General features: G+C 44.5%; 17 protein-coding genes. 10 read left to right on the top strand and 7 right to left on the bottom strand.

Annotated elements, in window-relative coordinates:
• The first annotated feature begins 215 nt into the window (after positions 1-215).
• Positions 216-1,079, top strand: coding sequence for a MoxR family ATPase (locus tag FOR85_RS05810; RefSeq protein WP_144297108.1), 864 nt, complete (start codon positions 216-218; stop codon positions 1,077-1,079).
• Positions 1,080-1,160: 81 nt separating this feature from the next.
• Entirely contained in the window at positions 1,161-2,384 is a 1,224-nt protein-coding gene (locus FOR85_RS05805; protein WP_144297107.1) for a VWA domain-containing protein, read from the top strand.
• 130 nt (positions 2,385-2,514) lie between these two features.
• Here the strand turns inward: FOR85_RS05805 and FOR85_RS05800 are convergent, their stop codons facing one another.
• Together FOR85_RS05800 and FOR85_RS05795 are read right to left on the bottom strand one after the other, a co-directional pair.
• Complete coding sequence (locus FOR85_RS05800; RefSeq protein WP_144297106.1) at positions 2,515-3,357, bottom strand: phosphodiester glycosidase family protein; 843 nt, start codon at positions 3,355-3,357, stop codon at positions 2,515-2,517.
• A 56-nt stretch (positions 3,358-3,413) separates the two neighbouring features.
• Positions 3,414-5,216, bottom strand: coding sequence for an FMN-binding glutamate synthase family protein (locus tag FOR85_RS05795; protein ID WP_144297105.1), 1,803 nt, complete (start codon positions 5,214-5,216; stop codon positions 3,414-3,416).
• Positions 5,217-5,739: 523 nt separating this feature from the next.
• Here FOR85_RS05795 and FOR85_RS12630 point away from each other — a divergent pair.
• Positions 5,740-5,892 (top strand): hypothetical protein, encoded by a 153-nt coding sequence (locus FOR85_RS12630; protein ID WP_190295508.1) that lies wholly within the window; start codon positions 5,740-5,742, stop codon positions 5,890-5,892.
• A gap of 43 nt (positions 5,893-5,935) precedes the next feature.
• Here the strand turns inward: FOR85_RS12630 and FOR85_RS05790 are convergent, their stop codons facing one another.
• Positions 5,936-6,394, bottom strand: a complete 459-nt coding sequence (locus FOR85_RS05790) for a DIP1984 family protein (protein WP_144297104.1) — start codon at positions 6,392-6,394, stop codon at positions 5,936-5,938.
• A gap of 146 nt (positions 6,395-6,540) precedes the next feature.
• Between FOR85_RS05790 and FOR85_RS05785 the strand changes: the two genes are divergently transcribed.
• Positions 6,541-6,993, top strand: a complete 453-nt coding sequence (locus tag FOR85_RS05785) for a hypothetical protein (RefSeq protein WP_144297103.1) — start codon at positions 6,541-6,543, stop codon at positions 6,991-6,993.
• Between the two features lie 86 nt (positions 6,994-7,079).
• Positions 7,080-7,838: a hypothetical protein gene (locus tag FOR85_RS05780; protein WP_144297102.1), complete on the top strand. Its 759-nt coding sequence runs from the start codon at positions 7,080-7,082 to the stop codon at positions 7,836-7,838.
• Between the two features lie 158 nt (positions 7,839-7,996).
• Here the strand turns inward: FOR85_RS05780 and FOR85_RS05775 are convergent, their stop codons facing one another.
• On the bottom strand, positions 7,997-8,824 hold the full coding sequence (locus FOR85_RS05775; protein ID WP_144297101.1) for an IclR family transcriptional regulator: 828 nt from the start codon (positions 8,822-8,824) through the stop codon (positions 7,997-7,999).
• A 174-nt stretch (positions 8,825-8,998) separates the two neighbouring features.
• Between FOR85_RS05775 and FOR85_RS05770 the strand changes: the two genes are divergently transcribed.
• Positions 8,999-10,183 (top strand): acyl-CoA dehydrogenase, encoded by a 1,185-nt coding sequence (locus FOR85_RS05770; RefSeq protein ID WP_144297100.1) that lies wholly within the window; start codon positions 8,999-9,001, stop codon positions 10,181-10,183.
• Between the two features lie 171 nt (positions 10,184-10,354).
• Entirely contained in the window at positions 10,355-11,554 is a 1,200-nt protein-coding gene (locus tag FOR85_RS05765) for a CaiB/BaiF CoA-transferase family protein (RefSeq protein ID WP_223808535.1), read from the top strand.
• On the opposite strand, the gene FOR85_RS05760 is transcribed toward FOR85_RS05765, so the two are convergent.
• Positions 11,551-12,315, bottom strand: a complete 765-nt coding sequence (locus FOR85_RS05760; protein WP_144297099.1) for an IclR family transcriptional regulator — start codon at positions 12,313-12,315, stop codon at positions 11,551-11,553. The genes FOR85_RS05765 and FOR85_RS05760 overlap by 4 nt on opposite strands.
• Before the next feature lie 274 nt (positions 12,316-12,589).
• On the opposite strand from FOR85_RS05760, the gene FOR85_RS05755 reads away from it, so the two are divergent.
• The 3 genes from FOR85_RS05755 to FOR85_RS05745 all read left to right on the top strand — a co-directional run bounded on the left by FOR85_RS05755 (position 12,590) and on the right by FOR85_RS05745 (position 17,280).
• Positions 12,590-14,062 (top strand): NAD-dependent succinate-semialdehyde dehydrogenase, encoded by a 1,473-nt coding sequence (locus FOR85_RS05755; RefSeq protein WP_144297098.1) that lies wholly within the window; start codon positions 12,590-12,592, stop codon positions 14,060-14,062.
• A 174-nt stretch (positions 14,063-14,236) separates the two neighbouring features.
• Positions 14,237-15,496 carry a 4-aminobutyrate--2-oxoglutarate transaminase gene (gabT, locus tag FOR85_RS05750; RefSeq protein ID WP_144297097.1) on the top strand — a complete coding sequence of 420 codons (1,260 nt, stop codon included), beginning with the start codon at positions 14,237-14,239 and terminating at the stop codon, positions 15,494-15,496.
• Between the two features lie 344 nt (positions 15,497-15,840).
• Entirely contained in the window at positions 15,841-17,280 is a 1,440-nt protein-coding gene (locus FOR85_RS05745; protein ID WP_144297096.1) for an APC family permease, read from the top strand.
• Positions 17,281-17,400: 120 nt separating this feature from the next.
• Here FOR85_RS05745 and FOR85_RS05740 read toward each other — a convergent pair whose 3' ends face one another.
• Both FOR85_RS05740 and FOR85_RS05735 read right to left on the bottom strand, forming a co-directional pair.
• Positions 17,401-18,819 (bottom strand): glycosyltransferase, encoded by a 1,419-nt coding sequence (locus FOR85_RS05740; protein WP_223808534.1) that lies wholly within the window; start codon positions 18,817-18,819, stop codon positions 17,401-17,403.
• Between the two features lie 169 nt (positions 18,820-18,988).
• Complete coding sequence (locus FOR85_RS05735) at positions 18,989-19,861, bottom strand: TIGR03915 family putative DNA repair protein (protein WP_144297095.1); 873 nt, start codon at positions 19,859-19,861, stop codon at positions 18,989-18,991.
• Between the last annotated feature and the right edge of the window lie 51 nt (positions 19,862-19,912).

Below are 19,912 nucleotides of genomic sequence, written 5' to 3'. Positions count from 1 at the left end.
CAAAAGACACCCTGCGTGTCTTTTTTTATACTCATTTATCGGCTGTACAGCCAGTCAATGATAACTACGAACGCATGAGTACTTTGGCAATTAATGGCACTGTGCTAATCTAAATAATTAGGTATCTGCTAACGACTTTCTCTAAGCTTTCTACTATATTTAACGGATAACAATAACTGATTTTAATAACTTTTTCTAATAACTGAGAATGTATTATGAGCACGACTGATAAAACGAAAAAAAGCTTTACCGGTACGCAAAACTACATTGCTACCGATGATTTGCAGCTGGCCGTTAATGCGGCAATGACGTTACAAAAGCCGCTACTTATTAAGGGCGAGCCGGGTACGGGTAAAACGTTACTGGCTGAAGAAGTGGCGGAGAGTTTAGGGATGCCGCTGATTACGTGGCACATTAAATCGACCACTAAAGCTGAGCAAGGGCTGTATGAGTACGATGCCGTATCGCGCTTGCGTGATTCGCAATTGGGCGACGACAAGGTGTATGAGATTGGCAACTATATCAAGCCTGGTAAACTGTGGGAAGCCTTTACGAGCAGTGAGCGCAGTGTGTTATTGATTGATGAGATTGATAAGGCCGATATCGAGTTTCCAAACGACTTACTGCATGAGCTCGATAAAATGTCTTTCTACGTTTATGAAACGGGCGAGACCATCACTGCTGAGCAGCGTCCGGTGGTTATCATCACCTCAAATAATGAAAAAGAGCTGCCAGATGCGTTTTTGCGCCGCTGTTTCTTCCATTATATCGATTTCCCAGAAGAAGATACCATGCGCCGAATCATTGAGGTGCATTTCCCGAATATCCAAGAAAAACTCGTCAATGATGCGCTCGATATTTTTTATAAACTGCGTAACATCCAAGGACTTAAAAAGCCACCATCAACCTCAGAATTGGTCGATTGGTTAACGTTATTGCTCGCTGATGATATGGCACAAAACGAGCTGGAAGAAAACTTACGCGGGGAAAAGTCTATTCCGCCGCTATATGGTGCGCTGCTGAAAAACGAAGCCGATGTGAGTTTATTGCAGCGTTTTGCCAATATGATGCGTCGTTAAGCGATAGCTCGTTTGTCATAATTGACGCTAATGAAGCAGTCCAACTCGTAACTCTATCAGCCAATAAGTGATGCGACTTTTATGTTTATCAAATTGTTCTATACCCTGCGGACCTACGGCGTGCCAGTCAGTACGCGTGAGCTGCTTGACCTAAACGCGGCCTTAGATCAAGGGCTGATGATGCAGCCGCATCCTGAAAACCCAGAGCTATCTACTTTTGCCAGTCGCGAGGATATGTATCGACTGATTCGGCTTTGTATGGTCAAAGACGAGCGTCACTTTGATAAATTTGACCGTGCTATGGCAGATTATTTTGAGGGCGTCGATAGTCTTGATATGGATGAGCTGCTCGCAAAGTTGACGGATATTCCGAAAGAGTGGCTAGATTTAAAGCTTGATCCAAAAAATCTGACCGAAGAGCAGCGGCGCTTGCTGAAAAAATACGGCTCGCTTGAAGAGCTGATGAAAGCGCTTGAAGAGCGTCTTAAAGAGCAAAAAGAGCGTCATCAAGGTGGCAGTAAATGGGTCGGCACTGGCGGCACGTCACCATTTGGTGCCTATGGCGACCATCCAGAAGGCGTGCGCGTCGGCGGTGAGTCACGTAAACGCAGCGCTGCCAAAGTGTGGGAGCAGCGTAAATATCGCAATCTCGATGATGACAATCAGCTTGGCACGCGCCAAATCCAAATGGCACTGCGCAACTTGCGTCAGTTTGCCCGTACCGGCAGCGCCGATGAGCTAGATATTCACGAAACCATTAAGCGTACCGCCAAAAAAGGTGTGCTCGATATTCATATGCAAGCTGAGCGCCGCAACCGCGTCAAAGTGCTGATGCTATTTGATGTTGGTGGCAGTATGGATGTTCACGTCGAAGCATTGGAAAAGTTGTTTTCTGCGGCTAAAAATGAGTTTAAAACCTTAGAGTTTTTTTACTTTCATAACTGCTTATATGATTATGTCTGGAAAGACAATAATCGTCGCCACAGCGCTCCGATGCCGACTTATGAGCTGCTCAATACCTATGGTCGCGAATATCGGGTGATATTTGTCGGGGATGCGTCGATGTCGCCGTATGAGCTGATGACGGTTGGCGGTAGTGTCGAATATATGAATAATGAGGCGGGCATCGTCTGGCTAAAACGGGTACTGGCGCATTTTGATAAAGTCGCTTGGCTCAATCCTGAAAATCCTGCGTATTGGAATTACACCCAAACCATCGTTGAGATTAAAAAAATCTTCAACAATAAAATGTATCCGATGACCTTACATGGTGTGGAAGAGATGACCAATTATCTGGCGCGCTAAGGGACAGTTGTAAGAATCATTTGCTTTATTTATTTTGTAAACACGCATAAAAATAGCCGTTATAAAATATAGCGGCTATTTTTTCATTTCTAATTTCTGTTTTTACTCTTGCTTTGCTAATTCTTTGTTTCTAATTTTTCGTTTCTATCAGCCCAATCATCACGCCCATGTCTTTTTTATCGTGCTTATCAATAGTCGGTGCGTAGAGTGCCGAAGCGATACCGCCATCTAAAAATAAGGCATTTGGGCAGCTTAATTCATCTTTAAACAGCGCGGCAAATTGATAAAAGCTCACCGGCGCCTCGCTATTGACAAATTGTATGCTGCCATCACTGCAAACACCTGCGCCATTACGTAGCTTAAGCGAAGTGCTGTTAGGCTTAAACTGCGGGTGAATCTCATTATTGATGACTAACATAGGACCCGATTGCGTCGCATACCAAGGCTGCGTATTGCCATTTTTGAGCTGGCTGTCTAGCGTTTTGCTTTCGGTAATCTGTACTTTGCCAGATTTATCCCACCACATGACGCCGTTGGGCAACAGATGAAAGTTGCCGCCGCCTTCTTTGATATTTAATGCGCGCAGCTCTTTACCTTCGATAACCGTATAGCCAATCGGCGCATAATTTTCATTATACATGCCAGCATTCATGGCAAAGTTAAGGGTTTGGTTAGAAGGTAGCGCCGCTAGTAAAGCATCAAAAGTCAGTAGCGGCTGGTTGTTATCAGCATTGCTATCGCTCTGTTGCCAAAATAGCTGTAATGAATAACGCGTGTCGGTCAGCGCCTTTGCATCAATACGGCAAACGCTATAGGCAAAGGGCGTGTTTTGCGCCTGACATGACCAATTTTTGCCATCACTACTTATCGCGTCATGGTTATTATCTTCTGTCGGCTGGCAAGCGCTGATGCTTAATGCAACCAGCGCTGCCGCCAACAATGAGTAAGGAAACCTAAATATAGAACTTGGCATCGATGACTTATCTTTTTATAGGATAACGTTAGATGGTCTAAAAAACGCCATAATCCTTAGTCGTCTAATGGCGGAATTTCGCGGAAAGTATTATTGACGTTACCAATTAACAGACCACCATCGATGAGATCTACCGAATCATCGGGGTGCTGGGTGGTTGGGGCATTGGTTTCTTTACCTTTATCACGCGAGTCTTTGTTATAAGCAATCAGCGCATCGTTATTGGCAAGGAAGCTATCAGGATTTGCCATCACCCACATTTGGTTAAAGACGTCGGCGCGAGCATTTTCCTCAAGCAGGGCGCCTTGGTCGGCAAAGTAAAAAAACTTCGATAACAGCTTAATCTGGCCATCGTCTAAACGGCGGGCGATATGATACGGCTGTAATTGGCTTGGATGCTGAAGACCAACCGCACCAACGATACTGGCAAGTGATTTTAGCGTATTTTTATGAAAACTTGCCACGCGCTCAGCTTTACTTGGTACATCAAGAGCTTTTTGGCGATACGGGTCTTGGGTAGCAACGCCAGTCGGGCAAGTGTTGGTATGACATGAGCGCGATTGGATACAACCAACGGCAAACATAAAGCCGCGCGCCGAGTTACACCAGTCAGCACCCAACGCAATCATACGCGCAATATCAAAGCCTGAGACGATTTTACCACTAACGCCAAGCTTAATCTTATCGCGAATACCCGCACCAACCAAAGTATTATGCACGAGCATAAAGCCTTCAACCATCGGCATACCGACGTTGTCCATAAATTCAACGGGCGCTGCACCTGTACCGCCTTCTGCGCCGTCAATGATGATAAAGTCAGGGTAATTGTCCACCTCTATCATGGCTTTTACGATTGCCATAAACTGCCACGGCTGACCGACACACAGCTTAAAGCCGACGGGCTTGCCACCTGATAAATCACGCAGCTGCTGCCAAAAAGTCACCAACTCGCGCGGCGTGCTAAAAGCACTGTGTGACGAGGGCGACACGCAGTCTTTGCCCATCGGTACGTGGCGCGTATCGGCAATCTCTTGCGTGATTTTTTCTGCTGGCAGTACGCCGCCTTGACCAGGTTTTGCACCTTGTGAGAGTTTAATCTCAATCATTTTTACTTGCGGATCGGTTGCCTGTTCGGCAAAGGACTGCGGATCAAAATTGCCAAGCTCATCACGGCAGCCAAAATAACCGGTGCCCAGCTCCCAGATTAAATCGCCACCAAACTTACGATGATAAGGGCTGATGGCGCCTTCGCCAGTATCATGAGTAAAGCCGCCCAATTTAGCGCCTTGATTAAGCGCCATAATGGCATTGGCCGATAAACTCCCAAAGCTCATCGCTGAGATATTAAATACCGACATATCATACGGCTGTTGACAGCGCTCACCGCCCACGATAATACGAAAGTCTTTATTTTCTAACGGTTGGCTGACCGCTGATTGCAAAAACCATTCTTTACCGTGCGCGTATAAATTATCAAGCGTACCAAAAGCATTGGTATCACTGACGTTTTTGGCTCGTTGATACACCAGTGCGCGCTGCTGGCGTGAAAACGGCACTTGTTCTTTGTCATTTTCTAATAAATACTGGCGAATTTCAGGGCGAAAATCTTCAAGCACATAGCGAATATGCCCGGCGACTGGATAGTTTCTTAAGATGGCATGCTTTGCCTGTATGACATCATAAATCCCCAAACCCACACCCAATCCGCCAAGAATAATCAGCCACCAATTCATCAATAACAGCCCTGCTATAAACAGCAGGGTCGCAGCGGCAAAAGTACTGTAGCGCAACATGACGCCAACTAAATAAGGAGAATCCTGTTTGGGTTTTGGGTTTAGATTGGTACGAGATTGGGGCATAACGATACTCAACAGTGTTACGTAAATAATAAAAACGCAATGATAAAAAACAAAGTATCCATAACAAAATAACCATGTCATAAACATGGTTATTAAGAATGGATTAAATGCTTAAATTTATCGCGTACATCATACACATATGATATCACTGCGATGGTTTAATTGGGTAACAGAGTGCTAATTTTGCGCTCGAAATATAGTCAGTGCAAAATAAAAGCGATACGTTATAGCTATGTGCGACTGGTATAAATTTTCCTTGCTTGCTGTTATCACAGAGGCTACGAAAAATTCATCCCAGTCGCACTGTATCAATTTTAAAGTGATTCTACTATAACAGTTTTTAGATGTAATCGGCTCTGATTGATTATTTCAAATGATTTTCTGCTGATGATTTGGCTACGAAGATAAGGAAAAGGCACTCAATGGCAATAACGAAAAGCATTAAAAATAAGATTGAAACCGACTGTCAGTGTCTGGTAGTAAGGTCTAAATAGTGCCTTGTGGGTTGTGACGGGTGCAGGGCATGAATGGTAAAAAAAGCGTTTGCCCGCAACGCGTAGCAGCCACTACAGTATGTTTTCAACCCCCTGCTGTGGCGGTTTGGGGTCTGACACTCGCCCAGTCGGTTCCAAAGGGGCAGTCTATCCGTTTATTATCGAATAGTATTGTTAAATAAATAAAACGGACAGAAAATTCTCATATCAATGGTTTAAAAATACTTATTCTACAAGGTCAATTTGCCAGTTATTGGCTTGAATGAAAATATTAATTTTGCGCAGCTTCATCGCGATGTCGTCGGCTTGTTTTTGTAAACCGGCAACCGAAACCATGATATGCCATTTAATCTCGCGAGGGCTATAACGGTCAACCTCGGTATCAGTGGCTTCAATGGCCTCAATCAATAGCTTATGGCGCATCTCTAAGGTATCACGTTCGATCAATAGTGTCAGCATCGATCGACCTTCATTGGACTGAGCGACAGCGTTAGTTCGGTGAATACGTTCAATCAAAGCCGATAATTCAGTAATGACTTGACTGGCTTCAATCATCAGCGCGTTTGGGTCTTCGTTTGGCGTATCGCCTTCTTGGACTTTGACATTGCTACGAATACGCCCTTTAATTTGGGCGAGCTTTTTTTGCATATCGCTACGGATGAGGAGGGCTTCGGCGAGTTTCATGGTTATTCTCTCTTATTTATTATAGGTTTTTAACTCTTACTTATTATTGATATCAAAAATTAATTTCATAATGAAGTTCAATTTGAAAAAGTTTAGAAGTATAATCAACATAATTCTAGCCCTATACTTTTTATAAGGAATGTAAATTGAAAAATATTTTTAGTTCATTTGTCATTTGTTCTGCACTGTTTTTATCAGCCTGTGGCGGTGATAGTGATAGCTCGTCAGATGCAAGTAATCAGGGTTTTATTGGTAATAAGACCTTGGTAAGTGGTAACAGGTATACCTGCTCTACTAGAGAAGCTTATAGTTTATGCGACGATGACAAAACCTGCACCGCTAACTGTAAGCTAATTGCTACCAATGCCAACCCAGCAAATCCTATTGATCCTTCTGTTACCAATCCTTGTGAAACAGAAGGTGTCAATGTATATGGTAAAAAGGGTAGCGCTTGTTTAATTCCTATTTCTAGCTTCAATAATAGCCAAGGCAAAAGATATAATTTAAATTGTTCAGCTAGTGGTGGAGCTAGTATAGGTGACAATATCAAAGCTGGCGGTAGCATTACTTTAAATGGCTACAAATTTAGTTGTCGTTAATCTGTCAGTTTGTAGCTCATAAAAAGGTGCAACCATTCTGTTGTGCCTTTTTTATACTTATCATTTGCGCTTAAGTAATTGTTTCTATGAAAAATACCGTCTTTACATTTTCTACTATTCTGTTCTCATTTTTGTTCGGTGTCTTTGTCACATATATTGCGATGAGTAAGCAACAAATGGATACTGCATTTACTAATAAAGCAATATATCAAGAAACGCAATTTAGTCAGTTAGCTGATAATTATGGCGATCAGAATGATATGGATATTGGTACATTACCGCAGAAAATAATTAATAAGAGCGATAGTAGTAAAATCATTCTTAATGATTACTCTGAGGAGCAAGCCAAAGCAATTATAAACAATATGCCTGATTATGCGCTTGAACAATATATAAATAAATTTATGACAGTTGATTCAATTGATGTTATTCAGGATAAAAGACGATTTGCAGAACGTGCTATTGAAGAGCTTTATAACCCAAACGATAATCAAAAACTAGTTGGCACTGCTAAAGTAAGTTTTGATTACTTTATGCCAGAAGTAAGTGCCGATACCAACCAAGTCACTAAGTTTGCGAAAATATACGCGCATCTTGATACCCGTGGTCAGGTACCTGCTGATAAATACGTCTTCGTCAAATGGATAAATAACCAAACGGGACAAGTTCTCTTGTTTGAAAAGAAAAACATCTCAGCAAGTAGTGATCATAATTGGGTAAGCTTTGTCCCGACTGATGGTTGGCAAGTAGGTAGTTACGATGTGCGCTTTTATCAATTTGATTCAGATTTAAAACCTATCGCTCAAACGACTTACAATGTTTATGATGTGATCGATCTAAATTGAATTAGTTATTAAATGATAGATCTATAGTATTTTAATTGTATTAGATTGTTTTTATATGCCGAAAACTATATAGCACTTCCACCAAATCATTTTGTGTCTCATCGCATTACCAACACCTTTATACGCCGCTAAAAAATAAATAAATCCACTCAGCTTTTCTAAACCCCATTGCCAACCCTTTCAGCCAACACCTGCAATTTCGGCACAATCATTGCTGCATATTCTTCCGCTTGCCAATTGGCACTTGGCACACTGGCATTGAGTGAATATGCATACTGCCCAGTTGCGATGTCAAAGACGCCAACAGCAACTGCCAATATATCGGTAGAAAACTCACCATCTGATACCGTATAGCCGTATTTTGCATAATGCTCTGTCGCCTCGGTTAACGCAGATTGCGCGCGGTCATACTCTTCTTTAGATAAATGCTCTTGTAGATTACTACGAATCACCGCCTTTCTCGCTGGCGAGCTCGCTGCATAAAAAGCGCGACCAATGGCAGTGCGGGCGACAGGCACGGCTGAGCCGACTTGCAAATTGACCGACAGGCGAGCAGGGCTACGACAGCAAGCGTGATAGCGCATTTCTCCTTCGACTTCGGTTGCCAAATTCACCGATACCTCATTGCTACTTGCAAATTGCCGCAGCAATGGTTCAGCAGTTGCCACCATGTCATGTCGACTCCACGCGGTGGCACTTAATCGCACCGCGCTACTGCCCAGCTGATATTGTCCGTGCTCGGTTATACGTAAAAACCCAAGCGTCATCAAGGTATGAATAAGCCGAGTAATAGTGGCTTTTGGCAAGGCGGTCATCTGGCACAATTGCTGATGGCTAAGCTGCTCATGCTGCTCAAAGGCTGCCAATAAAGTCAGTCCACGGCCCAGTGCGGTGACAAACTGCCTATCGTTATCGTCCTTACTTTGCTCAAGAATAGTGGTCATTCGATCGAGTAGTGGCAGAGCTGCCGATATATTCTCTGTCATTTTATGCTCATTTTTTTTGATAAAGGTTTACAGCGTCATAAAACTTTGCTTAAATAGATTTAATTATGAAACTAAGTTTCGCACAGCAGAATTAACAAGTCAATCATTTATACAAACGATTTACTCATTAATCACTACTCATCGGTCAGGAAGACTGATAACAAGGAGTTCTACATGGCAACATCTAAGCGTCCAAGTTTCGATTGGGAAGATCCGTTTTTATTACGCGACCAATTAACTGATGAAGAGCGCATGGTCACGGACAGCGCCCGTCAGTTTTTTCAAAAAGAGCTGATGCCTGGCATTTTAGAGGCCAATCGTAACGAGAACTTTGATCGTAATATCATGCGTCAAATGGGTGAGATGGGTTTACTTGGCGTAACGATTGAAGGTTATGGCTGTGCCGGTTTATCAAGTGTTGCCTACGGTCTGATTGCCAAAGAGGTCGAAGCGGTGGATTCAGGTTATCGTTCGGCGATGAGCGTGCAGTCGAGTTTAGTCATGCATCCTATTTGGGCATATGGCACCGAAGAGCAAAGAGAAAAGTATCTACCGAAGCTTGCCACTGGCGAGTATGTCGGCTGTTTTGGTCTGACGGAACCAGATTCAGGCTCAGATCCGGCCTCGATGTCGACCCGTGCGCGCGCAGTTGATGGCGGTTATGAGCTGACGGGTAATAAGATGTGGATTACCAACAGTCCTATCGCTGATGTATTTGTCGTTTGGGCAAAAGACGACGCCGATGAGATTCGCGGTTTTGTTTTAGATAAAGGCATGAAAGGCTTATCAGCGCCGAAGATTGAAGGTAAGTTTTCACTACGTGCTTCAGTGACTGGTGAGATCGTCATGGACAAGGTATTTGTCCCTGAGGCCAATGCTTTCCCAGATATCCGTGGTCTAAAAGGGCCATTTGGTTGCTTAAATAAAGCCCGTTATGGTATTGCATGGGGCGCAATGGGCGCGGCTGAATTTTGCTGGAAAGCGGCGCGTCAATACACGCTAGACCGTAAGCAATTTGGTCGTCCACTTGCCGCAACCCAGCTTGTGCAATTGAAGCTTGCCAATATGCAGACGGAAATCGCTTTAGGTTTACAAGCGGCGTTACGCGTCGGTCGTCTGATGGATGAAGACAATGCCGCGCCTGAGATGATTTCACTCATTAAACGTAATAACTGCGGTAAGGCGCTCGATATCGCGCGTGTTGCGCGTGATATGCACGGCGGCAACGGCATCTCGGATGAGTTCCATATTATCCGTCACGTCATGAACTTAGAAGCGGTCAACACCTACGAAGGTACACATGATATTCATGCGCTTATCCTAGGTCGTGCGCAGACGGGTATTCAAGCGTTTTATTAAGCGTTATTAGCTAATTACGTGCGCTACTGTTTGGCTTCCTATAAGCAGATTTTAAACAGTAGCGTACGTTTTTCAGTTGTTTTTCATCATTTAACTGCTTGGCCATTAAATGATGAAGAACAATTTTATCATCAAAAAATCAAAAAATACGCGACACAATAAGGGATTATTATGACGGATATGGCAAAAGGTGCATTGCACGGTATTAAGGTGCTCGACTTATCGAGAGTATTGGCCGGTCCTTCTTGTACCCAAGTACTTGCAGATTTGGGCGCTGAAGTCATCAAGGTCGAACGTCCGCATATTGGAGATGAAACGCGGCATTGGGCGCCGCCAAAATTCAGCGATGACACTTCTGCTTATTACGCCACTATTAACCGCAATAAAAAATCCCTCACCGTCGATATCACCACACCTGCCGGACAAACCATTATCAAACAGCTTGTCGCTAGCAGCGATATTGTCGTTGAAAACTTTAAGGTTGGCGGACTAAAAAAATACGGCTTAGATTACGACAGTCTAAAACAAGACAATCCGCGCTTGATTTACGCGTCGTTGACTGGTTTTGGCCAGACAGGGCCTGATGCCAAGCGTCCCGGTTATGACTATATTATTCAAGGTCTATCAGGGCTGATGAGCATCACCGGTCCAAGCGATGGCGAACCGCATAAGGTAGGCGTGGCAGTCGTTGATTTGTTTGCAGGGTTACAGCTGACCATTGGCATTCAAGCCGCTCTATTAGCCCGTCAAAATACCGGACTTGGGCAGCATGTCGATGTGGCATTGCTTGATAGCGCGCTTGCGATGCTGGCCAACGTCGGTATGAATTATTTGGCATCCGACAAAATCCCGCCGAGACTTGGTAACCAGCATCCCAATATCGTCCCTTACCAAGTGTTTGCTGGGGAGGGTGACGCGCACTTTATCTTAGCCTGCGGTAACGACAGTCAGTTTGCCAAGCTTTGTAACGTATTGGGCGTTGATTGGAATACGGACGAACGCTTTATGACCAATCCACAGCGCGTTGCCAATCGTGAACTACTTTGTGATGAGCTGAGCAAGCAGTTTGCCGAGCAACCGCGCAGCTATTGGTTAGAGGTGTTAGATAAAGCAGGTATTCCGTGCGGGGCGATTCATAATATCGCTGAGGCATTGGCGATGCCACAAGCGCTGGCACGTGAGATGGTGGTTGATTTTGCTGCGCAAGGTAGCCCTGTTCGAGCACTAGGTAGCCCGATTAAATTATCCGCCTCACCGATTACTTATCGGTCGCCGCCACCGCAATTGAGCGAACATACCGATAGCACACTTGCTGATTTGGGCTATGACAGCGAGATGATTGCCAAGCTTAAAGCCGATGGAATTGTTTAATGCTCGTCCTTAAAACCCAAACGCTGCTCAATTTGCTCTGCCAATTCAATCAGTACCGCACTGACCTCAGCTCGCTTGGATTCATATTCTGCTTGCAAAAAGCTGACTGCCATACCGGCAATCGCATTACCTGAAGCGTTACGAATATAAGTACCTAAGCAATACATACCTTCGCGCAGTTGCCCATCATCAAGTGAGATACGACTGTTTTTAATAGCCGTCAGCTCGGTGGATAAATCTGCAAAATTATCGACACCATATTTGGTAATAGGCGTAGGGAAACCGCTGGCATAAATGGATTTTATGCTGTCCATAGAAAAGGTGGAAAGCATGGCTTTACCAGTGGCAGAGAATACTGCCGGTACGCGCACACCAGCGCGAAAGGTAAAGCCAAGCGGCGCCGGCGCTTCATGACAAGCCAAAAACACCACTTCACCAAAATCGAGCTTGGATAAGGTAACGGTATGCTGAAGTAGAATAGGATACTGGACAATAAGGTCTTTGAATAGCTGGATGACGCCTTGCTGCTGCTCATATTTGCCCGCCCAATACATCAAATACGAGCCCAAATGAAAGCGGCTGTCGCTGTCTTTATAGATGACATGTTTGGCTAATAAACTTTGCAAAATATTGTGGGTTGAGCTACGAGGCAGGTTAAGCGCTTTTGCAATATGCGCCGCCGTTAAAGGTTGGGCGCTGTCAGTTATTAAATCTAAAATCTGAAAAGTTTTGTCCAAAGCAGGAACGGCAGTGGTGCTCATAAGAAACCTATAAAAGACGATAAAATTAAGGGAGTAGCAAAATAAAATGATAAATCAGCACAAAATTGATAATAAAGGTTGCAAATAGGGGATTATCATTCTTATAATGATGTCTCATATATAGAATACATGTTCATTATATTGAACAAATAACAAGTTATCAATAATTATTTAAGTCATAACCTTTTATTTTCATTCCTATTTTTAGCTATTCGTTTATCACTATAAATCTGCAAACCTTATTTGCAAAATAACACTGACAAGGAGTGTCAACATGTCACAACAGTCAAATACGCTACAACTATCAAACCCAGACCTACTCAAACAGCAGTGCTTTATCAAAGACGGTTGGCTTGATTCCAGCGATGCTACTACTCTTGAGGTGAGCAATCCTTTTAGCGGAGATATTATCGGTAACGTGCCAAGCCTGACGACCGATGATGTCAATGACGCGGTTGCTGCTTCTCATGAGGCGCAAATCACGTGGGCGGCCAAAACAGCCAAAGAGCGTGCGGAACTACTGCAAAAGTGGGCCGACCTTATCGATGCCAATAAAGAAGATTTGGCCATCATTATGACCGCCGAGCAAGGCAAGCCTTTAACCGAATCACGCGGGGAAGTTGGTTATGCCAATAGCTTTATCCGCTGGTTTGCTGAAGAAGGTAAGCGCGTATACGGCGATGTTATCCCTGCCAATCAAACCCAATTGCGCCATGTCATCTTAAAACAGCCGGTCGGTGTTTGCGCGGCCATCACGCCTTGGAACTTTCCAGCAGCGATGATTACCCGTAAAGCAGCTCCTGCACTAGCGGCAGGCTGTACCATGATTATCAAACCTGCGACCGAAACGCCATTTTCTGCATTGGCATTAGCGGTATTGGCTGAGCAAGCCGGTATTCCAGCAGGCGTTATTCAAGTCGTCACGGGCAAATCTTCAACCATCGGCGATATTCTAACCGGCGATCCACGCATTCATAAACTGTCATTTACTGGCTCTACTGAAGTCGGTCGAATCTTGATGGCACAATGTGCCCCAACCATCAAAAAACTGTCATTAGAGCTCGGTGGCAATGCGCCATTTATCGTCTTTGATGATGCCGATCTTGAAAAAGCTGCTGAAGGCTTAATTGCGTCTAAGTATCGTAACGCGGGTCAAACCTGTGTTTGTGCCAACCGTGTCTACGTGCAAGATAGTATCAAAGACAAATTCCTCGACGTCTTTGTGAAAAAAGTCGCTGAGCTTAATGTCGGTAACGGCATGGATGAAGGCGTGGATATTGGTCCTTTAATTAACAAAAAAGCGTTGGATAAAGTTCAAGCGCTGCTCAAAGACGCGCTAGATAAAGGCGCAACCCTTATCACAGGCGGTAGCACCAACGGCGCATCAGAGCTGTCTTATAACCCAACCGTGATTACCGATATCAGCAGTGACATGGATATCGCTTCTGAGGAAATATTTGGTCCTATCGCTACTATCTTTACCTTTAAAGATGAAGCCGATGTCATTCGTCAAGCCAACGATACCATTTATGGTTTGGCTGCATATTTTTACAGCGGCAGCTATGCACGGTCATGGCGTGTCACTGAAGGTTTAGAGTACGGCATCATCGGTCATAATACTGGGCTTATCTCTACCGAAGTCGCACCATTTGGCGGCGTTAAGCAATCAGGCTTTGGCCGTGAAGGCTCAAAATACGGCATTGAAGAATATGTCGTGACCAAATATTGGTGCTCTGATATTAGTTAATAGTTAAAGCTAATGGTTAGCTGTTTTATATTTTAACCATTTGTTTTTTATAGATTTTCACCTAGCATTTAACGGGATTCAATAGCATAAATCCTAAATTTAGCCACGGCTTATTTTATAAACCGCCATACCATCATTGGCATCTACGTAAAGAAAAAAGAAAAGGATATTCTTATGACTACCAATCAATCATTACTTGCGCGCCGTAAAGCTGTTTTGCCAACAGGCCTTGGCATTGCCTTTCCTATTTTTGCCGAAAAAGCAAAAAACTCAGAAGTGTGGGATATCGAAGGCAATCGTTATATTGACTTTGTCGGTGGTATCTCAGTACTGAATACCGGTCACAGCCATCCAAAAATCACCCAGCGTGTGCACGAGCAGCTAGACAAATTTACCCATACTGCCGCGCAAATGGTTAACTATGAATGCTACGTCGAGCTTGCTGAAAAGCTTTGCGAAAAAGCGCCTATCAGCGGTCCGAAAAAAGCCCTGTTCTTGACTACGGGCGCAGAAGCGGTCGAAAACTGTATCAAAATTGCCCGTGCAAAAACCGGTCGTCCGGGTGTCATCTCTTTCGTTGGTGGTTGGCATGGTCGTACGCTAATGTGCATGAGCCTAACGGGTAAAGTATTGCCATACAAAAAGAACTTTGGTCCGATGCCAGGTCCTGTGTTCCATGCGTTATTTCCAGCAGAAGAGCTAAACGTTACCGAGGCACAAGCATTGCATAGCCTTGAGATGATTTTCCAAGCGGACATCGATCCAAGTGAAGTGGCGGCGATGATTATTGAGCCCGTACAAGGCGAGGGCGGTTTCCATCAAGTGACACCATCGTTTGCCAAAGCGCTGCGCGAGATTTGCGATGAGCATGGTATCGTGCTGATTTTTGATGAAGTCCAGTGTGGTTTTGCTCGTACCGGTACCTTGTTTGCGTCTGAGCAATTGGGCGTTGAGCCGGATCTGATGACCAGTGCTAAAAGCTTAGCGGGTGGCTATCCTATTTCTGCCGTTATCGGTCGCGCTGATATCATGGACGCCGCGCAAGTCGGCGGTTTGGGCGGTACGTATTCTGGTAACCCATTGGCTTGTGTGGCTGCGCTTGCTGTCATGGAAGTGATTGAAGAAGAAAATCTGCTTGAGCGCAGTATCGAGATTGGTGACAAAATCGAAGCATTTTTAAAAGATTTGAACCTAAGCAGCATCGGTCATATTCGCCATAAAGGCGCGATGTTAGCGTTTGAGCTAATCGACAGAGATGGCAAGCCGGATGCCGCAGCAACTGCTGATCTAAAAGCCAAAGCCTTTGAGCAAGGCTTGCTGCTTGCCTCTTGCGGCATGTACGGCAATGCCATCCGTGTGATGGTGCCGCTGACAGTCGAAGATGAAGTACTCCAAGAAGGCCTAGATATCATCAAAAATATCTTAACCGCCTAGTTTATGTTTTTAACTCAATCGGTGGTCATCTACCTTGGCTTACGATTGAATCCTGTATGGTGTGATGTACCCTTGTCAATCAAGCGGTGTTCTTGGTTGGTAGGGTTAGGTCTATACAGCAAGATTGCCCATGATGGCACTCGCTTTGAGTACATTTTTTCTAACGGCGTCTTGCAAGTCAAGACGCCGTTGCTGTTTTTGTCGTTTGCCTATTAAGCAAGATACAAACGACGGCATGGACAAAAAGGGATATATGATAATTATGAAGGGTACTATCCCGCTAAACAAAAGATAGTGTAACCATCAAAGGTTCACACGGATGACACACAGACAAGGAGTAGGTTATGTCTGAATTAAAAAAATCGTTAGGGACGCTAGATATTATTGCCTTAGCATTCGGTGCTATGGTTGGCTGGGGCTGGGTAGTCTTGGCTGGCGGTTGGATTTTGTCTGCAGGAACGTGGGGCGCAATGCTGGCGTTTTTGATAGGCGGTTTGGCCGTGATACTAATCGGTGTGACGTATGCTGAGCTGGCCGCTTCTATGCCGATTACAGGCGGCGAGCATACTTATACGCATCGAGCGCTGGGGGTAAATATCTCCTTTATCTGCTCATGGAGCATTTTATTTGGGTATTTTTCGGTGGTGGCGTTTGAAGCGGTCGCCCTGCCAACGGTGGTCGAGTATTTTATTCCCAATTACAACCAAGGCTATCTGTGGACGATAGCGGGCTGGGACGTTTATGCCACGTGGGTTGGCGTCGGTATGCTAGGCTCAATCATCGTCACTTGGCTTAATATTCGCGGCATGGAAGTCAGCGCTTGGTTCCAAAAAACAGCCGTACTCGGTATTTTATTTGTCGGTACGTTATTGTTTATTGGTGCGGTAATTTACAATCCTGCAAATTCAACCGCTGTGCAAGCGCCTGCCTTTATCGGTGGTATCGGCGGTATGATGACGGTGATTGTCATGGTGCCGTTTATGTTTGTTGGTTTTGACGTGATTCCGCAAGCGGCCGAAGAGATTGATCTGACCCGTCCTAATATCGGTAAGTTTTTGATTGTCTCTATTATTATTGCGGTGATGTGGTATGTCGGCGTAGCATGGAGTGTCGGTCGCACTTTGCCGCTCATTCAAGCACAAGGCTCAACCTTGGCGACCGCTGACGCGATGACCAATGCGTGGCATGGCAAATGGGCGGGTATTTTACTAGTCATTGGCGGTGTATTAGGCATTTTATCGAGTTGGAACGCGTTTTTAATCGGTGGCAGTCGCTTACTTTATGCCATGTCAAAAGCCCATATGTTGCCTGCATTTTTGGGTAAGCTACATCCGAAGTATAAGACGCCAAAAAACGCCATTTTATTGATTGGTGGTCTAGCGACGCTTGCGCCATTATTTGGTCGTAAGATGCTAGTATGGATTGTTGATGCTGGTGGTTTTGGTATCGTGATTGCTTATACCTGTGTCGCCATCTCTTTCTTAGTCTTGCGCTACCGTGAGCCAGATATGGTGCGCCCGTTTAGAGTGCCAGCGGGTAAATTGGTCGGTATGTTTACCATCGTACTGGGCATTGGCTTGCTCATCTTATATATGCCGGGCATGCCGTCAGCGCTGAGCGCTATCGAGTGGTGGATTTTCTTTGGTTGGACAGCGCTTGGTATCGGTCTTTATAGCTATGCCGTCGTCAAATATCCAGGCATCAGTGAAGCTATTATGGCAGAAGAGCTACGCGAGTTAAAAATCGTCAATCAGCTATGGTTGAAAGATAATCCGCCTAAATAAAAATAAGATTTGTTCAAAATAAAGAAAGCCTAGCGTAAGCGTTAGGCTTTCTTTACATATTCACAGCATCAATCTTATCAACCAATAATCTTGCACCAAACCGTTAGCGAGATTGGCATTTTATAACGGTTTATTATCTAACGCATCATTCTTTAAAGCGTGCTTATCTAAAGAGGCATTATCCAGTTTTTTATCCTTTAAAGTGATACTGTCTTTATGTTGCACAACTTCTTTATCAGATTTCATAACCGCGTTATCTTGCGCTATTATTTTATCCTTTTTGAGAGTAATGGGTAGCGCAGGCTCTTGATTGACTAAACGATCAGAAGGTTTATCAAAAGGTTTTGTCATTGGTTTCAGACTTTTCTTAATTTTTTTAATCGCCGCTGCATCCGCCTGCGCTTGTTCTTCTGCAAGCGATTGGTCATATAACTCTTGATAGACGAGTAGGGTTTGTTCAATCATCTCACGCATGGTGAATTTATTGGTCATCTCAGGACGGGTGACACTCTCTAGCTGGTTGCGCACCGCTTTACAGAGCGCTTTGGCGTTGTATTTTTTGACCAATCCTTGCGGATAAAGTGGCTGTAGTATCTCGCTAAAGGCCGCTTGATCCCAGCCAATGACTGGCGTACCTAAGTGAATTGCTTGCAGGGCATTGATGCCAATCGATTCTGGCTCGTTGGCCAACGCCATGACGATATTGGCCGCCGACAGCCATTCGCGCATGTCATTACGTTTGCTGCCGACGTAAGTTATGCGCTCAGACAGTCCAAGCGTATTGCTGCGTTGGCGAAAATCTTCATGCGCCACATCACCTTCGCGGTAATCATCGTCCATAATAATGACGTGAATATTGGGAAATTGTTCTTGCAGATTACCCAAGATATCAATCAGCCATTCCTGCCCATATTCATTGCCAATAATGGTCGGAAAAACCAGCCATTTTTTATGTTCAAGTTCAGGGTATTCGGCAAACGTATGCCGCAGCCAATACACAGAAGGGTTGTGTCGATACGGATAACGGCGCGTATCGACACCGCGGTAGATGCGCTTAATAACTTTAGGCTCTAGCTCCTCACGGCGTAGGCCTTTTTTTAAATAATTGGTGACGCTATCGGAGACCGTGATGATGGTATCGACATCGAGCAGCGCTTGCGAGTACTTATTAATCGGATAAAAACCGTACATGGTCGAGACCAGTTTGGGACGACGCTTGAGGCGGGCGCGGCGCAAGGCCAAATGCAATATCCATGCAGGGGTGCGCGAATGCACATGAATGACATCAGGATCGTATTTTTCAATCAGGCGGCGCAGCGGGGCGACTTGTAGCAGCGACAGCCAAGATTTCTTATTCATATACAGCTGATGGTAAATATTACCATCGCGCTTTAGGCGTTTGACCAAGTCATTTTCTTCATCGGCGCTGGCAATGATAATGGAAGTATGACCATTTTTAACCAAAGCGCGACCCAGATGAAAAATGCCGCGCTCGGATTCATCATGCTTTAAGGACGACAGTAAGCGCATAACTTTCATAATAGCGTCGGTCACCAAATAGGATATCAAGCTGCTATTGTCAGTTAAAAGTGCCGAAAACTCAACCACCAAGATAAAAAGATAAGGTCAAATTTGCCATACTTTTTTAGCTGAGAGTAAGAGTTTTTTAGCTAAGAATAAGCAGTTGGCAATAGGTAACGTTACTAAACTAGCGACGTTTTTGTAAATGCTCAGCATTTGGTAGCACTTGCTTTTCACTAAGATATTTCCAATAGCGCTGCGGCAGATATTGCTTATGTAGCCGTGGGTTTTTACGCTCCTTGATATTGACATTAGTAAAGTAGCCTTGCCAAAACTTTTGATAACGCTGTTCGTCCTTACTATGAATGCTGGCAGGATTACGCAGTACCGCATCATCTAGGTTAGTGATGGTTTGCAGGGCAGCAGGGCGCGACGGCGTGCTTTTACTTTTGTCATAATAAATGCCATAGCCGCGCGCCACATCATAAATCGCCCAATGCTGGTCTTGGTAGCGCTGACGAAAATGCTCACCAATCAAAGGCAGTACATTAAAATCAGGCTCAACGCGGGCAAAGTAGATATCGTCAGTGGTATGCTCAAAGCGCACAAAGGCTTCCATGCGGTGTTTTTCTCGGCCGACCGATTTGACGGTTTGTACCAATTCTAAAACATTTAGGTTACCCAAATCTTCCATAATATGGCGGCTAGGGTAGTCAATGGCGTATTTGATTACTTGAAATAAAGTGGTGCCGATATGAGCTTTTTCTGATAAAAATCCCCAGAGGATATTGCGCATACCTGAGCGACCTAAGAGTTTATGCAGCTTGGTTAGTACACGTTCGGCGTTGTCTGCATCCGTTGCTACGCTTGTTGCCTGTGCAATCAACGATGGTATATAGCAGTCGTGAGCAATTAGTTGTAGGGATTCATCGTCCTGTAACTTATTGGTATAGACATAAAAGACGGCACTGAGCCAACCTTCAAAACTGGGCTCATAAAGCACAATACTGGGTGTTAAGTGACCGACAATGTAATCTTGACTTTGCGTCAGCTGTGACATTTATGTTTCCATTTAAAATAGTGACAATTAAAACTATGCCGACTAAAACCA

This window comes from Psychrobacter sp. YGAH215 (assembly GCF_007280595.1).
GTDB classification, from domain to species: Bacteria; Pseudomonadota; Gammaproteobacteria; order Pseudomonadales; family Moraxellaceae; genus Psychrobacter; species Psychrobacter faecalis.
This window is presented reverse-complemented; position numbering and strand designations above follow the sequence as displayed.

Bases quoted from the DNA above. Each gene is read 5' to 3' on its own strand.
- FOR85_RS05810 (WP_144297108.1), top strand. From the start codon at position 216: ATGAGCACGACTGATAAAACGAAAAAAAGCTTTACCGGTACGCAAAAC.
- FOR85_RS05805 (WP_144297107.1), top strand. From the start codon at position 1,161: ATGTTTATCAAATTGTTCTATACCCTGCGGACCTACGGCGTGCCAGTC.
- FOR85_RS05800 (WP_144297106.1), bottom strand. From the start codon at position 3,357: ATGCCAAGTTCTATATTTAGGTTTCCTTACTCATTGTTGGCGGCAGCG.
- FOR85_RS05795 (WP_144297105.1), bottom strand. From the start codon at position 5,216: ATGCCCCAATCTCGTACCAATCTAAACCCAAAACCCAAACAGGATTCT.
- FOR85_RS12630 (WP_190295508.1), top strand. From the start codon at position 5,740: ATGAATGGTAAAAAAAGCGTTTGCCCGCAACGCGTAGCAGCCACTACA.
- FOR85_RS05790 (WP_144297104.1), bottom strand. From the start codon at position 6,394: ATGAAACTCGCCGAAGCCCTCCTCATCCGTAGCGATATGCAAAAAAAG.
- FOR85_RS05780 (WP_144297102.1), top strand. From the start codon at position 7,080: ATGAAAAATACCGTCTTTACATTTTCTACTATTCTGTTCTCATTTTTG.
- FOR85_RS05775 (WP_144297101.1), bottom strand. From the start codon at position 8,824: ATGACAGAGAATATATCGGCAGCTCTGCCACTACTCGATCGAATGACC.
- FOR85_RS05770 (WP_144297100.1), top strand. From the start codon at position 8,999: ATGGCAACATCTAAGCGTCCAAGTTTCGATTGGGAAGATCCGTTTTTA.
- FOR85_RS05765 (WP_223808535.1), top strand. From the start codon at position 10,355: ATGACGGATATGGCAAAAGGTGCATTGCACGGTATTAAGGTGCTCGAC.
- FOR85_RS05760 (WP_144297099.1), bottom strand. From the start codon at position 12,315: ATGAGCACCACTGCCGTTCCTGCTTTGGACAAAACTTTTCAGATTTTA.
- FOR85_RS05755 (WP_144297098.1), top strand. From the start codon at position 12,590: ATGTCACAACAGTCAAATACGCTACAACTATCAAACCCAGACCTACTC.
- gabT (WP_144297097.1), top strand. From the start codon at position 14,237: ATGACTACCAATCAATCATTACTTGCGCGCCGTAAAGCTGTTTTGCCA.
- FOR85_RS05745 (WP_144297096.1), top strand. From the start codon at position 15,841: ATGTCTGAATTAAAAAAATCGTTAGGGACGCTAGATATTATTGCCTTA.
- FOR85_RS05740 (WP_223808534.1), bottom strand. From the start codon at position 18,819: ATGAAAGTTATGCGCTTACTGTCGTCCTTAAAGCATGATGAATCCGAG.
- FOR85_RS05735 (WP_144297095.1), bottom strand. From the start codon at position 19,861: ATGTCACAGCTGACGCAAAGTCAAGATTACATTGTCGGTCACTTAACA.